Raw genomic sequence first — 16938 nt, 5'->3', positions numbered from 1 at the left:
TGCAAGCGCCATTTGATAATTCACACTAAATTTGTTGTCTCTGTGGCGAATTCCAGTTTTAATTTGTGCAATTAAAGGGCTTGAATGCGAAGGGTGATTGTTGTTCCGGGAAATTAAACCGGAAAACCCTTGAACGCTTTGGTCTGCGCCAGGGCGACATGGCCAATAAATTTGGTGATGCCAAGGTGGCCGTAGATCATCTCTTCGGACAGGGAATGATAATGCTGCACATCGCGGCACACCAGGCAAAGCATGTAATCATACGGGCCGGAAATGCGGTATCCGGCGACGACTTCGGGGATTTCGCGAATGGCATCGGCGAATTTTTTATAGTCATCCACCCCTTTGCCTTCCAGGGTGACCTCGGCAAACACGCGCACATGCGGGCACAGCTTTTCAATATTGATCACGGCGCGATACCGCTTGATGACCTTTTCCTTTTCCAGCTTTTTAACCCGGTCCAGGCAGGGGCTGGGGCTTAACCCGACCAGTTTTGACAGGGCAAGATTGGTCAGCTTGGCGTTGGCCTGTAACGCGCGCAGGATTTTATGGTTGATCGCGTCTATTTTTATCATTTTGCCCAATCTCGTGTTGCCCGCGCATTGTAACGGGGATCGGTTGGGAAAAAAAGAACCCCGGTTGCAAAAAGCAAACCGGGGCAGGATGTGGAGGTTGGACGGCATTATATCTGGTGCAATATTTGCCATCCTTTGGGAGACGTTGGTTAACAGCGCATCAAAAAACGTGCTGTAATTTTGGGCGTCAGGTGCCAAGGCCTTTGCGTTCTTCGGGGCTTAGATTGCCCATCACCTGATGAAACCCTTTGTGCAGCGCATCGACCATCTGGTCGGCTTCACCGCGGGTCAGGCACAGGGGCGGAGAAAATGCGATGCTGTCGGCGGTGGGAAGCGGGCGATAGATCACACCCAGCTCGCCAATTGCGGCAACGCACCGTGCAGCAATTTTGTGTTTAAGATCAAACCCGGTTTTGGTGTCGCGATCTGCCATCAACTGGATTGCGCCAATCATGGCGTGCCCGCGAATTTCACCAACATGGGCGTGGTCGCCCAATGCCTCGGCAAGGGATTTGTGCAAATACGCGCCAACTTCGGCGGCATTGCCGATCAGGTTTTCGTTTTCCAGAATATCAAGGTTGGCCATGGCGGCCGCACAGCCGACCGGGTGGCCGGAATAGGTAAAGCCATGGGCAAACGCGCCCAGTGTCGCCGATCCGTCGCGCAAAACATTCCAGATATCATCGCTGATGAAAGCCGCCGATAGCGGGAAATAACCGCTGGTGATGCCTTTGGCGGTGGCGATCATGTCGGGGCGAATGTCATAGACCCGGTGACCAAACCAGTCGCCAAGACGGCCAAAGCCACAAACCACTTCGTCGCAAATAAACAGAATATCGTGCTTTTTAAGCACCTTCTGAACCGCAGGAAAATAGCCTTCGGGCGGGGTAATCACGCCGCCAGCGCCCATGATCGGCTCGGCGATGAAGGCACCGACAGTTTCGGGGCCTTCGGCGATGATCATGTCTTCAAGTTCGCGCGCGAGGCGATTGGAAAAATCCTGCTCGCTTTCGCCCGGTTTGCCTTCGCGGTAATAATGGGGCAGGGAGGTGTGTTTTACCTCGGTCAATGGTAGGCCGAAATTGCGGTGAAAGGATGCAAGGCCGGTCAGGCTGGCCGAGGCAATGGTGGTGCCGTGATAGGCCTGCTTGCGCGAAATAATTTTGCGTTTTTCCGGTTTGCCGCGCAGGCCGTTATAATACCATACGATTTTCATCAGGCTGTCATTGGCATCCGACCCGGAACTGCCAAAAAACACCTTGTTGATATGGTCGGGCATCTTCGCCACCAGCCGTTCGGCCAGCTCGATCTGGGCGGGGTTGGAATGCCCGCCAAAGGTGTGGAAATACCCCAGCTGATCGGATGCTTTTTTCATGGCATCGCCAATTTCGGGGCGACCATAACCGATATTCATGCACCAAAGCCCACCCACACCATCTAACTGGCGCTTGCCATCGGTATCGGTAATGAAACATCCCTTACCCGTTGCAATAATGCGCGGCCCTTTGGTCGCAACATCGGCTACAACGCTGGCAGGATGCAAAATATTGGCGGAATTCGCCTTTTTCAGGCGGTCGCTATCGTAACTGGTGGGCATGGCTGGTCTCCCGGATGGGGTGGCGTTTTAATCTTCACCGCCATAGTGCCACGCCCCGCCCGGCATTAAATTTTGAAGCCGCACCCCTGCCCGGCAGGGAATGCGGTTTAAAAGGAATTGATAATTCATCTTTTACGTGTATATCGTTTTTGTGAAATGCATTTTTCTTGGGGGATCTAATGAAAATAGTTTGTCCGCATTGCCATACTGTTTCAAATCTGGGGGTGGCGGTTTGTGTTGGTTGCCAGGCAGAGGTGGTTTACGGCAGTACCTTTAGCGAGGTGAAGTCAGCTGCTACATTTGGCGCGATTGCTGCCGGTGTTGTGTCGTCGGTTATTATGGTTAAATTTTTTTCGTTTAGTTTTGTGCTTCTTGTCGTTTGCGCGTTTATCGGTGCTTTATGCGGAAGAGCTTGGGCTCAAAAGGCTCACCTCGATGAAACACGGTTCTTTCGGCTGTTCCTGAATAAGTAGCGGCTATATCTTTATCTTCAGTCCCGCTGAAAATCGTAAATCGGCCCCAGATTGAGCAATTGGGTCAACTTATCCAGTGCTGTACGAACCTCGATCAGCAATTGTGGGTCGCGGAAATCATTGGCGGTCAGGTGGTCGCGGTAATGGCGGTTAACCCAGTTGGTAAGCCGGGTGAAGCCGTCGTTATCCAGAAGCGTTTTTGGGTTGGTGGCGGCAAGTTCGGCTTTGGTCAGGGCGACGCGCAGGCGCAGGCAGGCGGGGCCGCCGCCATTTTGCATGCTTTGGCGTAAATCAAAGAATTTGACCTGTTTGATCGGGGTGTTGCCCTTGCCGATCAGGTCGTAAACATAATCGCGGACGGAAATGGTTTCCTCGGCTTCGGTGGGTAGAACCAGCATCATGTCGCCATTTTCGGGCAGGCGCAAAAGTTGTGAATTAAACAGATAGCTTTTGATTACATCATCCAGCGGTACACGATCCCGTGGGACTTCGATGCTGGTGAAATCGGCGATGCCGGTTAGTTTGTGGTGTAATTCATTTAGCACCGCCGGGGTATCGACAAAGGCATCCTGATAATGAAACAGGGTATTGGCATTGCCGACCGAGATAACATCGTTATGGAAAACCCCGGCATCAATCAGGTGCGGGTTTTGCTGGGCATGGACAACGCGATTATCCGATAGCCGATGATGGCGGGCGATGGCGCTGCCTGCTTCATAGGTTTGCCGGGCCGGATAGCGGCCGGGCTGGGTGTGGCCCCCCTGAAAGGCATAGCGGCCAAAGACGAAAAATTCGACGCCAGCATTACCGTAATCATCACAAAACCGGGTGTGGTTCGCCGCCCCTTCGTCGCCCAAATGGGCGACCGAGGGCAGGGCCGGGTGGTGGGTGAAATGATGAGTGTCGGGGAAGGTCGCGGCAAGGGCGCGGCCGGTAACGTCATGTTCGATGGATCGGTGGAACATGGCGCACAGATTAGCCGGGGTGAAATGCACCTTGCCATCGGCGGTGTCGCCACTGGGCGAGACGGTGGCGGCATTGGCCGTCCACATCGGGGATGCCGATGACGATGCCAGCACAAAATTAGGGTTGGCTTGCCACGCCTTGGCAAGGATTTCGCCATCCGTGCCCGTAAAGCCGAAAACATCGCGCAGGGTTTTAATATGCGGGCGTTCATGGGGCGGTAACACGCCCTGAACAAAGCCCATATCGTGTAGGGCCTTCATTTTGGTCAGACCCTGCAACGCCGCCGATTTAGGGTTGGAAATGGCGGTGGCATTGCTGGTGGACGCGACATTGCCAAAACTTAGCCCGGCATAATTATGGGTCGGGCCGACCAGCCCGTCAAAATTGGCCTCGACACTGCTGGAAAAGGCAAAATCGCGGGTCATGGGCGGACTCCGTTGGGTAAGGTGGCCGGGGCGGTGAGGGTTTCGGTTTCAAGCGATGCGACCGGCCAGGCGCAATAATCTGCCGCGTAATAGGCCGACGGGCGATGATTGCCGCTTTCGCCAATGCCGCCAAACGGGGCGGCACTGGACGCCCCGGTAAGCTGTTTGTTCCAGTTTACAATGCCAGCGCGGCTTTCGTGCAAAAAGCGCTGCCACAATTTGGCATCATCGGATAACAAACCAGCCGCGAGGCCAAAGCGGGTATTGTTGGCCTCGGCCATTGCGGCGTCAAAATTATCCACGCGGATGACCTGCAAAAGCGGGCCAAAAAATTCGTCATCGCAGCGGTTGTTAACATTGGTAACATCAATAATGGCCGGGGTGACAAAGGGCAGGTCCATATCGGGCCGGGTCATGGCACGCAGGGCAATGCCGCCATTTTCGATCAGATTATCCTGTGCAGCTATTAATCCGTCAGCCGCAGCATTTGAAATAACCGGCCCCATGAACGGTTCGGGATTATGGCCGGGGGCGGCGACGATTAATCGGTCTGTCAGGGCCAGTATGGCCTCAAGGATGGCATCGCCAGTGGCACCTTTTGGCACAATCAGGCGCCTTGCACAGGTGCACCGTTGCCCGGCGGTGATAAAGGCCGACATGACGGTATGGTGGGCAACGGCGGCCAGGTCGCTGGCATCCCAAATCACCAGCGGGTTGTTGCCGCCCAGTTCAAGGGCGAGGATTTTTTGCGGTTGGTCGACAAAGGTGCGGGCGAGATGGCGGCCCGTTGCCGCACTGCCGGTGAAAAATAGCCCGTCAATTTGCGCATGATTGGCAAGGGTAATGCCGGTATCGCGTTCGCCCTGGGTCAGGTTTAAAACGCCTTTGGGTAATCCGGCGCGGTGCCACAGCTTTGCCGTTTCCTCGGCCACCAGCGGGGTGAGTTCGGATGGTTTGAACACCACGCAATTACCCGCCAGAAGGGCGGGGACGATATGGCCATTGGGCAAATGGCCGGGGAAATTATAGGGGCCAAATACGGCCACAACCCCGTGCGGTTTATGGCGCAAAACGGCGCGCCCGCCGCCGGGGGCCTCGGCATTTTTGGTGCCGGTGCGTTCATGATAAGCGCGGATCGAGATGGTAATTTTACCCGCCATTGCGCTTGCCTCGGTCAAGGCTTCCCAATGGGGTTTGCCGGTTTCATCGCTGATGGTGCGGGCGATTTTGTCTTTGTTGTCCACCAGCAATTCGGCAAAGCGTTCCAGTATTTCAATGCGTTCGGAGAGCGGGCGGCCAGACCAGTCGCCAAGGGCGGTACGTGCAGCATGAAGGGCGCGGTCAATATCAGCCGCATTGGCGGCATTGCCCTGCCAGACGGTTTCACCGGTTGCCGGGTTAAGCGATGTAAATGTGGCCCCGCTGGCGTCGGACCAGTCGCCATTGATATAAAGGCCGGAATGCGATGTGGTGGACATGATGTGCCCTCCCTTCATGCTGGTGCCCGAATAAACAGGGCCGTTTCGGGTTTGGTTTAATCGGCGACGTAGCGGATCTGATCGCCCACGGAAATGCCAAGTTTTTCCGCCTCGGTGCGGTCAAGATCGACGGTGTCGCGATTGATCGGGTGCATATGCAGCCAACTGGATTGAAAGCCCTTCAGCGCGATGGTGCAAGCGAGATGGCGGCTCATGGATTTGGTGCGATCGATCAGGGTGCGCACGGTTGCCAGACGGGAATGGCGAATGGTGCGGATATCTTCCAGGCGCACATCAACGCACGGCCCGCCGTCAAACACATCCACCGCATTGGAAAAGCGAAAACCTTCCTTTTTAAGCAGGTTCAGGGCCGGGCGGGTTTCGTCATGGGTTTTGCCAATCACATCCTGTGCCGCCTTGGGCAGCAATTCGACATAGATCGGGAATTTCGGCATTAAATCGGCGATGAACTGGTTATTGCCAACGCCGGAAATATAATCAGCATCGGGGAAGGGGAGCTGGAAAAAATGCGAACCCAATGCTTCCCAAAGCGGCGATTTGCCGTCTTTGTCCTGCCAGCCGCGCATTTCGGCCATCACGATGTCGGAAAACCGTGATGCAAAGCACCCCATCAGCAAATAGCGCGAGCGGGCCAGCAATTGCCCGTTGCCATCCTTTCGATATTCCGGGTCCAGATAGAGCGTGCCAACCTCGGTTGCGCCCTGATAATCGTTGGCAAGGTTAAGAAGGTGCGAGGTCGAGGTGACGTTAAGCTCGTGCGAATATTGGGTGATTTTAAGGATTTTATAGTTATAGAACGCCTTGGATAATCCAACCCCGGCATAAATGGCGCAGGTGCCCGCCACCTTGCCAGTTTCGGTATCTTCGAGCACCATAAAATAGCTTTCGCCACCGGGGCCATCGACATCGCTTTCAAAGGCGATAATGGAATCGGCAATACGGGTTTCAAGAATACCGCGATTGGCGGGCAGGGTGGTTAGCCCCTTTGATGCACCAGATGCCAGATCGACCAGGCGGTCGAGATCGGCCATAATTGCGGGGCGCACGCGCATCATTTACTTAAATCTCCGTTTTCAAAAAACTGGCGGGCAATTCACCTGCCCCGGCCTTCATCAATATCAGGGCCGATAATTTGGCGCGTTCGATCAGGCTGTCGAGTTTGACGAACTCCTGATCGGAATGGATCAGGCCGCCGCGCACGCCAAGGGTGTCAATATTGGGCAACCCGGCCTCGGCCAGGTTATTGCCATCACAACAGCCGCCGGTGGCTTTCCAGGCGATATCAAGGTTTAAATCACCGCCAATATCGCGCACCCATTCAAACAGGGCTTTGGTTTTGCCCGCCATTTCCTTGGGCGCACGGCCAAAGCTTCCGTGCAGGTCGGCAGTTATGCCATCCATGCTGTTTAGCTGGTCGATAATCGCGGCTATGCTGGCCTCGGCGCGGTGGCGTTCATCGTGGGTGGCGACCCGCACGTTAAAGCGCACAATGGCGGTATCGGGCACAACATTGACCGGCCCGCCGCCATCAATTTTGCCGATGTTAAAGGTGGCATCGCCGGTTTTACCGTTTAACGCGTCAAGGGCAGTAACGCAGCGGGCCGCAGCCACTATGGCACTGCGTCCGGCATAAAATTCGCGCCCGGCATGGGCGGCTTTGCCTTTAATGCGAACCGAGAAATTGCCCGATCCCTTGCGTGCCCCGGCAAGGGTGCCGTCGGCAAGGGCGGGCTCGAATATCATGCCAAAATCGGCGGCGCGCGCACGTTCGGCCAATATCGGGGCTGATCCCGCCGACCCGGTTTCTTCATCGGGGTTAAGGATAACATCCCAGCCAATACCACTGGCAAAGGGGCTTCGTTCCAATGCGGTCAGCGCATTAAGGATGGTCAAAATTCCACCTTTGGCATCGGCAACACCGGGGCCGTTCAGGGTGGTGTCGTCTATCAGGCGCGGGGATTGAAAGGGGCTTTCGGGGCCAAAGACGGTGTCATAATGAATGCACAAAAGGGCGCGCACCGGTGCCTGCGGGCGTTTGGAAAAATGTAAAACCTTGCCATAGCGCACCGGCACAACATCGCCGCCCGGCGATACCGCTGTGCCATCGGGCAGGTCGATGATGCCGGTTTCGGCCTCAAGCTCGGCAAAGGCGGGCAGGATGACGTCGGCCATTTTCTCCAGCCCGTCGGTATTGGCCGTTCCCGAATTGATTGCCGACCAGTTTTTCAGGCGCTCCAGCGTTTGGTCGTAACGCGGATCAAGCCAGTCCAGCCAAGGCTGAAATTTTGCATATTCGGTCATGATATCCTGTGGAAGCGTTTGGTGTTGTTGCTTGTTTGTTGGGACCAGAGTGCCAAAATCTGCCCGGCAGGTGTTGCGGGATACGGGGAGGAAAACGGCATTACCTGCGGGCAACCAAAAGGGTCTTGAGTAATTTTATTTCAAAAATAGCATCCGTAGAAAAATAAACTTGATTTAATTCGGTCTTTCTCGCTCAATAACGACAGTAAAGCTGACCTAAAGAGAAAAAGCATGACCGTCCAATGGAATGACCTGATCGTTCGCGATGCCCGCGCCCTGATCGCATCTGAAATCCGTGATTTGTTAAAAGTGGCGGATCGTCCTGAAATTACCTCCTTTGCCGGGGGCGTGCCAGATCCGTCGCTTTTCCCGCTTGGCGATTTCAGGGCGGTTTATAGCGACCTGATGGCGGACGAGGCCGCGGGCCGCCGCAGCCTGCAATATTCGATCAGCGAAGGCCTGCCTGCCTTGCGCCAGTGGATTGTTGATGATTTGGCATCAAGCGGGGCGGTGCGTAGTGTTGATAACATCCTGATCACCTGTGGGGCGCAACAGGGGCTTGATATGCTGGCCCGGCTGTTGCTGGAGCCAGGCCGCGAGATTGTGGTTGAAAAGCCAAGCTATCTGGGTGCGATGCAGGCTTTTTCCATGCGCCGCCCGACCTATGTCGGGGTGAATATGGATGAGGACGGCCCAGTGGTGGCCGAACTTGAAGCGGCTTTTAAAGGTGGCGCACGCGTTGCTTATCTGGCACCGGATTTTCAAAATCCGACCGGGCGGTCCTATAGTCTGGAACGTCGGCTGGCGGTGCTTGAAATTGCCCGCCAACATGGCGCGGTCATTCTCGAAGATGCGGCCTATTCCAGGCTGATATATGATGGCGATGCTTTGCCATCATTGTTGGCCCTTGATGAAACGCATGGCGATCAGAATGCCGGAACAGTTATTCAATTAGGTACATTTTCCAAAACGCTGGTGCCGGCCCTTCGTATTGGCTGGCTTTGTGCGCCGCGCCCGGTGATTGAACGGCTGGTGCTGATGAAACAGGCCGGGGATCTGCATGTGTCGACCATTAATCAGGAAGTGGCGTTGCGGGCGGCACGCAAGCTGTTCCCGGCACATCTTGGTATTCTGCGCGATGCCTATCGCACCAAACGCGATACGATGCTGGCTGCCCTTGATGAATTTATGCCCGACAGCGTGACCTATACCCGGCCTGAAGGTGGCATGTTTATCTGGCTGACCTTGCCCGAAAACATTGATAGCCGCCAGTTGCTGGAACAGGCACTGGTTGATGCACAGGTTGCCTTTGTGCCCGGTCAGGCTTTTTTCTGTGACCAAAGTGGGCGTAATACTGCACGGCTTAGCTTTGCGACCGAAAAGCTGGACCGCATCCGTGCGGGCATTGAACGTCTGGCCTTGCTGATCCGGCGGGTTCATAATCAGTAAAATTGGTTTCAGCCTGTTTGGCTTCAGGGGAATGCTTATGATGGATAAACCCTTCACATACCGTTCAGGTGCCCGGCACGCTTTGACGCGAGATATTGTGAAGCAAGGCGAACATTTAGATGACGGCGTTGCTTTTGACATTGGTCATCAGGTGCCACCGCACCCGGCAGCGGCGCAGGTGCCTGAAAGTGCTGAACTTGTTAAAATTTTTAGGGCACGCCGGGAGGGGGAATTTATTTCCGCTGCGGCAATGAAAGACAGGATTACGGCCATCGCGAATGCAAAGCGTCGGGCGCACGGCCTTTAATCCTCTCTTTGCTGTGCTGTATGGTTGCAACTTGTTAAGCATGGGCTCAGCACGTAGCAGGCTCGTTGGGTGGTGGTCGTATATCCGTTTGAATATGTGCGCTAAATGCATGGCAGGGCGGCTTTTTTCACGCTGCTGATTTAATTGACTGCGCGCAAGACGGGTATATCGTCAAAAGATCATTTTTGGCGCCACCACGCCGTCTTTGCGAAAGCCCCACCCGATGACCCTTAACGCCAGGCTGTTTTTTGCCTCGATGTTTCTTGCCCGTTTGGGCGATCAGTTTTTGCTGTTTATTGTGCCTTTGGTCGTTTACCAGACGACACAAAGCGTTGCCCTTTCCGGGCTGGCCTATGCGGTGGAAACCCTGCCGCGCACCTTGTGTTTTCCCTTTTGCGGCATTTTGTCGGATCGCGTTTCCCCCATTCGCCTGATCCGCATGACCCAGTTGGGCCGCGCTGTTATTGCCTGTGTCGGCCTGGTTTGTTTTGCGCTGTTCCCCAATCCAGTTTGGGTGGTGCTGATTTCGGCCTTGTGCGGGGTGCTGGCAAGCCAGGGCTTTATGGCGCGTGAAGTGATGTTGCCGCAAATTTTTGCCACTGCCCGGTTTGATCGGGTGCAGTCGCTGGCGCAAACTGTCGATCAATGCTGCATCATTATTGGCCCGTTGGCCGCCGCCACCCTCTTTGGTTTCACCAACTGGCAGGTGGTTGTTGGCGGGGCGGTGGTTTTGTTTGTGCTGGGCGAGGTCGCCATGATGGTTTGGCGGCGGGTCAACACGGTTGAACTGATTGAACCCGAAGTCACCACAACCCCGTTTATGGCACCGTTACGGGTGGCGTTTCATCATGTGATGTATTTGCCGGGCTTAAAACGGCTGGTGATTTTAACCGCTGCGATCAACCTTGTTTTCGGGGCAACCCTGGCAACATCGGCGGCAATGGTAACCGGCCTGTTTGACTTGCCGGGTAATTATTATGCCCTGCTGCAAACATTGGGGGCGCTGGCGACGGTGTCGGTATTGCTGATTATCGCGATGAGCAATCTGGGCATTGGGCGCATTGGCACCATTGGCTATGTCATGGTGATTGTCGGCGGCATCATTACCGCGTTTAGCCCCAATTACTGGGTTTATGCGCTGGGCTTTGTTTTTATTCTGGGGTTTGACGGCATGTATGCGGTTTATATCCGCACCGCGCGCCAACGTATTATCCCGGCCCGCGACCTTGGCAAAACCACCGGCGTGGTGATTTTGTTTAATAATCTAAGCCTGCCATTGTCGGGCCTGATTGTGGGTTTGGCGGCAAGCCCGGCGCAAACCGGCTGGGTGATTTTAGGGTTAAGCGCCTTGATGGTGGTTGCCGGGCTGGCGGTAACGGTCGGTGTTTGGGCGCGCAAGCCGGTGGCGGCGGCCTGATTGCCCGAAATATGATGTAACTATGCGATGCTTAAAACGGGCCGTCCGACATGCCGGGCGGCCCGTTTTATTTGGTTAATTAAGGCCCATCAGGGCGCGCAGGCCATAGGCCACAATGGCAAGCGTGCCCAAACCGGCCAGATAAAGCCCGGCAAACCATAAAAGCCGCTGTGTTTTGGTGTTGTGAACCTGAGCCATGATCAATGATATCCTGCATCGTCAATTTTGCCGCGAAACACGTAATAGGCATAGGCGGTGTAGCCCAGAATGACCGGCAAGAAAATAACCGCGCCCACCAGCATAAAGGACAGGCTGTTATCGGGCGACGCCGCATCACGAAAGCTGATCACGGGTGGCACTATATGGGGAAATAACGTAATGCCAAAGCCCAGATAGCTTAGGAAAAACACAGATAGCGTAATGCCAAAAACGGTCTTTTCGCGCCGTTTCACCGCATGCCACAGCCAGAACATCAACCCCACCGTCACAATTGGGATCGGGGCCAGGTAATAGATATTGGGCGTTGAAAACCAGCGATCACCATAGGCCGGGTTGAGATAGGTCGTCATCAGCGATACCACCGCCAGGTTGGCCGCCATCCAGATAACTGCGGGTTTGGCAATGGCGCGCAATTTCCCCTGCAACGGCCCGTCCACCTTCATGATCAACCAACCCGCACCCAGCAGGGCATAACCAACCACAACCGCACTGGCACAGAATATTGAAAACGGGCTGATCCAGTCAAACGCGCCACCAATAAAATGCCCGTCCTTGATGTTAATGCCTTCAATGAACGCGCCCAGCATTGCGCCTTGCATGGCTGCGGCAATGATGGAGCCTGCGGCAAAGGCAAAATCCCAGTGGTTGGTGTGATCGCGGCTTTTGAAACGAAATTCAAACGCCACCCCGCGAAACACCAATGCCAGCAACATGACAATGACGGGAATGTAAAACGCGGTCATCAGCAATGAATAGGCTTCGGGGAAGGTGGCATAAAGGCCGCCGCCGCCCAGCACCAGCCAGGTTTCGTTGCCATCCCAGATCGGGGCGATGGCGTTCATCATCTTGCCGCGATTTTCCTGTTTTTTTTCAAACGGAAACAAGATGCCAATGCCCAGATCAAAGCCATCCAGTGTGACATAGGCAAACACGGCAAAGGCAATCAGCAGGACCCAGATAAGTTGATAATCCATAATCTTTCTCCTGCCGGTTAATGTTTCGGCGTGTCGATATGATCGACAACATTGGCATGGTCGGCGCGATAAATTTCGTGGGGATCAATATGGGCATGGCGCGGGTCCTGTCGCATGGCGCGCAGGATATAGGCGGTGCCAACACCAAAGACGATGGCGTAAGCCACGAAAAATGCGGCGAGTGACCCGGCAATGGCCACCGGTGAAACCGGCGACCCGGCATCGGCTGTGCGCATGATGCCGTAAATCACCCATGGCTGGCGGCCGACCTCTGTCGTGACCCAGCCCGCCAGAATGGCAATAAAGCCACTTGGCCCCATGATCAGGGCAAAGCGATGCAGCCATTTGCAGTCAAACAATGTTTTGCGATGGCGCGCCCACAGGCTGCCAACCGCGATTAGCAACATCAGGGTGCCAAGGCCCACCATGATGCGGAATGACCAGAACAGGATGGTGGCATTGGGGCGGTCTTCGGGGGCGAACTCGTTTAACCCGCGAATTTCACCATCAAGCGTATGGGTTAAAATGATCGACCCCAGATAGGGGATTTCAACGGCATATTTTGTTTTACCCGCCGCCATGTCGGGCCAGCCAAACAGGATAAGCGGGGTGCTGCCCTTGCTGGTTTCAAAATGGCCTTCCATCGCGGCGATTTTGGCAGGCTGATGTTCAAGGGTATTGAGACCGTGCATGTCGCCAGCAATGATTTGCAGGGGGGCAAAAATCGTGATCAGCCACATCGCCATGGAAAACATAATGCGCGCCGCAACATTTTCGCGATTGCGCAGTAAATGCCATGCACCGACACCGGCGACGACAAAGGCCGTGGTCAGATAGGCGGCCAGTACCATATGGGCCAGGCGATAGGGGAAGCTGGGGTTGAAAACCACATCAAACCAGCTTTCAACCACAATGCGCCCGGTTTCAATGGCGTAGCCTGCCGGGGTTTGCATCCAGCTATTGGCCGATAAAATCCAGAATGCCGAGAACAAGGTGCCAACGGCCACCATGGCGGTGGCGGTAATGTGCAGCTTTGGGCCAACCTTGTTGAGGCCAAACAGCATGACGCCCAAAAATCCGGCCTCAAGGAAAAATGCACTTAGCACTTCATAGGCCATAAGCGGGCCAATGACCGGGCCGGACAGCTTGGAAAATGGCCCCCAGTTGGTGCCAAACTGATAGGACATGACAATGCCCGAAACCACGCCCATGCCAAAGGCGAGGGCGAAGATTTTTATCCAGAATTTATAAAGCGAAAGATAGGTATCATTGCCGGTGCGAAGCCACATTGCTTCCAGCACCAGAAGAAAACTGGCCAGCCCGATGGTTAAGGACGGGAAAATGATGTGAAATGCCATGGTAAAGGCAAATTGCACACGCGCCAGTATTTCAGGATCAAGCATTGCCTGTTTGTCCTTATGTTAAGCGAAGCTTCCCTTTTTTGGTCCAGCCCTTTCGACCTTGTATGTCTTCTCGCCATGTTGCAAGCGCGCATATGCGGGGGGCGAAAGGTGCCGGTTGGCACTTTTGTGGTGGATCTGTGCCTTTATGCGCCCGTTGGTCCGATGTCGGTCCGGTGTCGGTTTGTCCCCGTCGGGTCGCTGCTTATGGCTACGCCGATGGCAAAAATGTTGCATTGCGATTGCGCAATTTTTATTGGAAAAATTACAATGTGTTTGCGGTCGTGGTGATTTTCCCCGTGCCGGCGAAATGTCAGGCCGATGCCGGTGCCGCCACTTGAGCAAGGTTCGGATGATTAAGGGCAATATCGGCCAAAACACTGGCAGCTTTGCTGTGATGGCGTTCCTTGTGATGCAGCATCATGAAGGACCGTTCGGGCAGGGTGATGTTAGCACAAAACAAGCGGCCCTGTTCGATAAAGGGCAGGGCGACGCTGCTGGATACCACGGTGGCGGCGTTGCCCGCGGCAGCAGCCGAAATGACCGACTCGTTTGAGGGCAGCGTTAGGGCGACATCAAGATCATCGGGGTTACAGCCCGCACGTTTGAGGGCATTTTCAAATTCCGACCGCGTACCAGACCCGGTTTCACGCAAGACCCAGCTGCTGTGTTTGATCAGGTCATCAAAGGTTAAGGGGGGCGTTGATTGTGCCCAGATATGGTCGGGGCCAACGACGACCATTAAGGCATCCTTGGCAATTTCGCGCATCATCAGGGCCGGTTCGTCAATTTCACCTTCGATAAAACCCAAATCGGCAGCCCCTTCGACAATGGCATCGCTGACATTTTTGGTGTTGTCGATCACAAGGTTGATTTCAATGCGCGGATACTGGTCGTGAAAGCGCATTAAAACCGGCGGCAACCAGTAACTGGCGATGGTTTGGCTGGCCGATACATTTAATGTGCCGCGTTGTAACCCGCCCAGTTCGGCAAGGGTTAGCTCGGCGGCGCGGGCCCGGGCAAGGGTGGCGCGCGCCTCGACCAGAAAAATGCGGCCGGTATCGGTCAACTCGATCCGCCGCCCGACGCGGTGAAACAGCTCCACCCCGTAAAAGGTTTCAAGGTTTTTGATCGCGGCACTGACGGCGGATGGCGTGAGGTTGATAATTTCGGCGGCCCGTGTCAGATGCTCGCGCTGGGCCACGGCAACAAAAATGCGCAATTGCTCGAATGTCATGGTGCGGTGGTCCTTGTTTAATCGTGAAGTAAAATCGAATGATTTATATCATTTTATTCGATGGAAGCGAACTGTGTAAAATGTGAAATTCCGCCTGTCTTAATTCTACAGGTGTCGCCATGTTAATTTTTGATCGTATCAAATTGCTTTTGCCCGGCCTTGCTTTGACTGCGGTGATTTCACTGGTGGCGCAGATTGGCGAGAAGGTTGAATTAAGCCTGTTCGGGCACCCGTGGATCGAAGGGCTGGTTCTGGCGATTTTGCTGGGAACAGCCTGGCGCAGCATTTTGGGTTTACCGGATAAATTTGATGCTGGCGTTAACTTTAGCGCCAAAACCATTCTGGAAGTGGCGATTGTACTTTTGGGAGCATCGATCAGTATTGAAGCCTTGGCGGGGGCCGGGTTTTACCTGGTGGGCGGGATTGCGCTGGTGGTGTGCCTGAGCCTGGCAGTCAGCTATATCATAGGCCGGGCGTTGGGCCTTCCGGCGAAGCTGGCAATACTGGTGGCCTGTGGTAATTCGATTTGTGGTAATTCGGCGATTGCGGCAACCGCCCCGGTGATTGATGCCGATGCGCAAGATGTGGCGGCATCAATCGCCTTTACCGCCGTTCTGGGTGTGGTTTTTGTACTGATTTTGCCGTTTTTGCAGCACGCATTGGGCATGTCGGCGACGCAATACGGGGTTTTTGCCGGGTTAACGGTTTATGCTGTGCCGCAGGTTTTGGCCGCAACCGCCCCGGCCGGGCTGGTGGCAACGCAAATTGGCACCTTGGTGAAACTGGTGCGGGTTTTAATGCTGGGGCCGGTGATTTGTGTGCTGGGGCTGGGCGCACGTCGCCAGATGGCGCGCCGTGATGCCGCCCGGATTAAAAGCGACGTTGGTATGCCCGCCGGGGCAGGTGCGGCTGCGATGATGATGGTAAATGGCGGTGATATCGCCGTGGCAGATGACCGGTTTGGGGGCGGTGTGCAGGCCGTAAAGGCCGGGCGCGGTGCGGGCTTGCCGATCAGCAAGGTGTTGCCGTGGTTTATTGTTGGTTTTCTGGCCATGATGGCATTGAGCTCGATGGGGATGTTGCCCGATGCGGCGGTTATTCCGATGCAGCATATCTCGTCGATCTTAACCGTGATGGCGATGGCGGCACTGGGTTTGAGTGTTGATGTGCGCAGCGTGATGAATGCCGGGGGCCGGGTGGTGTTTGCCGCCAAACTATCGCTGATTTGTTTATCGCTGGCAGCGTTCGGGTTGCTGGCCGTATTGCAGATCGCCTGATTGCACGCGAAATTCATGTTGGATTTAATGTCGTTCTATGTATGTCGAGTTCATTATTATCAGCGTAAATTAAGTTGAATATATACGCCAGAAGTTGATTTATGGGATGCGGTCGCATTGCTGGCGCGCAAAAAAAGTCCGCCGTCCCGTTGCGGGCGGCGGACAAGTTTGCAAGATAAACCGTTGGCGCAACCGGAACCGTCCGGGGCGGGGTGGACAACCCGCAAAGGACGGGAGGCAAGGTATTTGCGCCACATAAACCAGGTCGGGGTAAAGACCGGTTCCGTTTTATCTCGCTGTGTTTCGTTCAATTCAGTTTAATTGTTTTCGGCATCCTGCCGGGTTTCAGGCCTTTGCTTGCTCTGCATCCTTTAGTTTTGCCCATTCATCGTTACTAAACACGCGGGACCGGGTTAAAAAGCGTTTTCCTTCCGGCCCCTCAAGCGAGAACATGCCGCCGCGGCCATCAACCACATCAATGATCAGTTGGGTGTGGCGCCAATATTCAAATTGTGCAGCGCCGATATAAAAAGGGCTTCCTTCAATTTCGCCCAGTAACACGTCCTGTGCGCCGGTTTTAAAATCGCCCAGCGCAAAACACATGGGCGCGCTGCCGTCGCAACATCCGCCCGATTGATGAAACATCACCGGGCCGTGAATGTCCTTTAAGGTTCGGATCAGGGCGGCGGCGGCATCGGTTGCGGTGACGCGCAGCGGAATGTCGGTTGCCGTCGTGTCACCGGTTGGATCGTTGCTTGTCGTTTTGTTGGCGAAAGGTGCTGTATCGTTGGTCATTTCAGGCTCCTGTTCCGGGAATGTTGC

The 16938-nt window shown here is 54.9% G+C and carries 16 protein-coding genes; 5 read left to right on the top strand and 11 right to left on the bottom strand.

Features of this window, described 5'->3' with window-relative positions; all coding sequences use genetic code 11:
• Nucleotides 1-113 precede the first annotated feature (113 nt).
• Together TMES_RS20050 and TMES_RS20045 are read right to left on the bottom strand one after the other, a co-directional pair.
• Nucleotides 114-575 carry an Lrp/AsnC family transcriptional regulator gene (locus tag TMES_RS20050; RefSeq protein ID WP_085585897.1) on the bottom strand — a complete coding sequence of 154 codons (462 nt, stop codon included), beginning with the start codon at nt 573-575 and terminating at the stop codon, nt 114-116.
• Between the two features lie 187 nt (nt 576-762).
• On the bottom strand, nt 763-2172 hold the full coding sequence (locus TMES_RS20045) for an aminotransferase (RefSeq protein WP_085585895.1): 1410 nt from the start codon (nt 2170-2172) through the stop codon (nt 763-765).
• A 179-nt stretch (nt 2173-2351) separates the two neighbouring features.
• Between TMES_RS20045 and TMES_RS22715 the strand changes: the two genes are divergently transcribed.
• Nucleotides 2352-2645, top strand: a complete 294-nt coding sequence (locus TMES_RS22715; RefSeq protein WP_143589749.1) for a hypothetical protein — start codon at nt 2352-2354, stop codon at nt 2643-2645.
• 17 nt (nt 2646-2662) lie between these two features.
• Here the strand turns inward: TMES_RS22715 and astB are convergent, their stop codons facing one another.
• From astB to TMES_RS20025, 4 genes are read right to left on the bottom strand one after another with little or no spacing between them, the layout of a single operon-like run.
• Nucleotides 2663-4036 carry an N-succinylarginine dihydrolase gene (astB, locus tag TMES_RS20040; RefSeq protein WP_085585893.1) on the bottom strand — a complete coding sequence of 458 codons (1374 nt, stop codon included), beginning with the start codon at nt 4034-4036 and terminating at the stop codon, nt 2663-2665.
• Complete coding sequence (gene astD / locus TMES_RS20035; protein ID WP_085585891.1) at nt 4033-5514, bottom strand: succinylglutamate-semialdehyde dehydrogenase; 1482 nt, start codon at nt 5512-5514, stop codon at nt 4033-4035. Before astD ends, astB begins: the two co-directional genes overlap by 4 nt.
• A 56-nt stretch (nt 5515-5570) precedes the next feature.
• Nucleotides 5571-6590 (bottom strand): arginine N-succinyltransferase, encoded by a 1020-nt coding sequence (locus tag TMES_RS20030; RefSeq protein ID WP_085585889.1) that lies wholly within the window; start codon nt 6588-6590, stop codon nt 5571-5573.
• Nucleotides 6591-6594: 4 nt separating this feature from the next.
• Nucleotides 6595-7836 carry a hydrolase gene (locus tag TMES_RS20025; RefSeq protein ID WP_085585887.1) on the bottom strand — a complete coding sequence of 414 codons (1242 nt, stop codon included), beginning with the start codon at nt 7834-7836 and terminating at the stop codon, nt 6595-6597.
• Nucleotides 7837-8067: 231 nt separating this feature from the next.
• On the opposite strand from TMES_RS20025, the gene TMES_RS20020 reads away from it, so the two are divergent.
• From TMES_RS20020 to TMES_RS20010, 3 genes are all read left to right on the top strand, one after another.
• Nucleotides 8068-9285 carry an aminotransferase-like domain-containing protein gene (locus tag TMES_RS20020; RefSeq protein ID WP_085585885.1) on the top strand — a complete coding sequence of 406 codons (1218 nt, stop codon included), beginning with the start codon at nt 8068-8070 and terminating at the stop codon, nt 9283-9285.
• A gap of 37 nt (nt 9286-9322) precedes the next feature.
• Nucleotides 9323-9592, top strand: coding sequence for a hypothetical protein (locus tag TMES_RS20015; protein WP_085585883.1), 270 nt, complete (start codon nt 9323-9325; stop codon nt 9590-9592).
• A 223-nt stretch (nt 9593-9815) separates the two neighbouring features.
• Nucleotides 9816-11009 carry an MFS transporter gene (locus tag TMES_RS20010; RefSeq protein WP_085585881.1) on the top strand — a complete coding sequence of 398 codons (1194 nt, stop codon included), beginning with the start codon at nt 9816-9818 and terminating at the stop codon, nt 11007-11009.
• A 75-nt stretch (nt 11010-11084) separates the two neighbouring features.
• On the opposite strand, the gene TMES_RS20005 is transcribed toward TMES_RS20010, so the two are convergent.
• From TMES_RS20005 to TMES_RS19985, 4 genes are all read right to left on the bottom strand, one after another.
• Nucleotides 11085-11207 (bottom strand): DUF2474 family protein, encoded by a 123-nt coding sequence (locus TMES_RS20005; protein WP_085585879.1) that lies wholly within the window; start codon nt 11205-11207, stop codon nt 11085-11087.
• A gap of 2 nt (nt 11208-11209) precedes the next feature.
• On the bottom strand, nt 11210-12202 hold the full coding sequence (gene cydB, locus TMES_RS20000; protein WP_085585877.1) for a cytochrome d ubiquinol oxidase subunit II: 993 nt from the start codon (nt 12200-12202) through the stop codon (nt 11210-11212).
• Nucleotides 12203-12219: 17 nt separating this feature from the next.
• Nucleotides 12220-13605 carry a cytochrome ubiquinol oxidase subunit I gene (locus TMES_RS19995; RefSeq protein WP_085585875.1) on the bottom strand — a complete coding sequence of 462 codons (1386 nt, stop codon included), beginning with the start codon at nt 13603-13605 and terminating at the stop codon, nt 12220-12222.
• A gap of 310 nt (nt 13606-13915) precedes the next feature.
• Entirely contained in the window at nt 13916-14839 is a 924-nt protein-coding gene (locus TMES_RS19985; RefSeq protein WP_085585870.1) for a LysR family transcriptional regulator, read from the bottom strand.
• 119 nt (nt 14840-14958) lie between these two features.
• Here TMES_RS19985 and TMES_RS19980 point away from each other — a divergent pair, with 119 nt between their 5' ends.
• Entirely contained in the window at nt 14959-16116 is a 1158-nt protein-coding gene (locus TMES_RS19980; RefSeq protein WP_085585869.1) for a YeiH family protein, read from the top strand.
• Nucleotides 16117-16461: 345 nt separating this feature from the next.
• Here the strand turns inward: TMES_RS19980 and TMES_RS19970 are convergent, their stop codons facing one another.
• A complete protein-coding gene (locus TMES_RS19970; RefSeq protein ID WP_085585866.1) occupies nt 16462-16911 on the bottom strand; it encodes a DUF779 domain-containing protein in 450 nt (149 codons plus the stop codon).
• Nucleotides 16912-16938 lie beyond the last annotated feature (27 nt).

Source organism: Thalassospira mesophila, from assembly GCF_002115755.1.
Classification (GTDB): domain Bacteria; phylum Pseudomonadota; class Alphaproteobacteria; order Rhodospirillales; family Thalassospiraceae; genus Thalassospira; species Thalassospira mesophila.
This window is presented reverse-complemented; position numbering and strand designations above follow the sequence as displayed.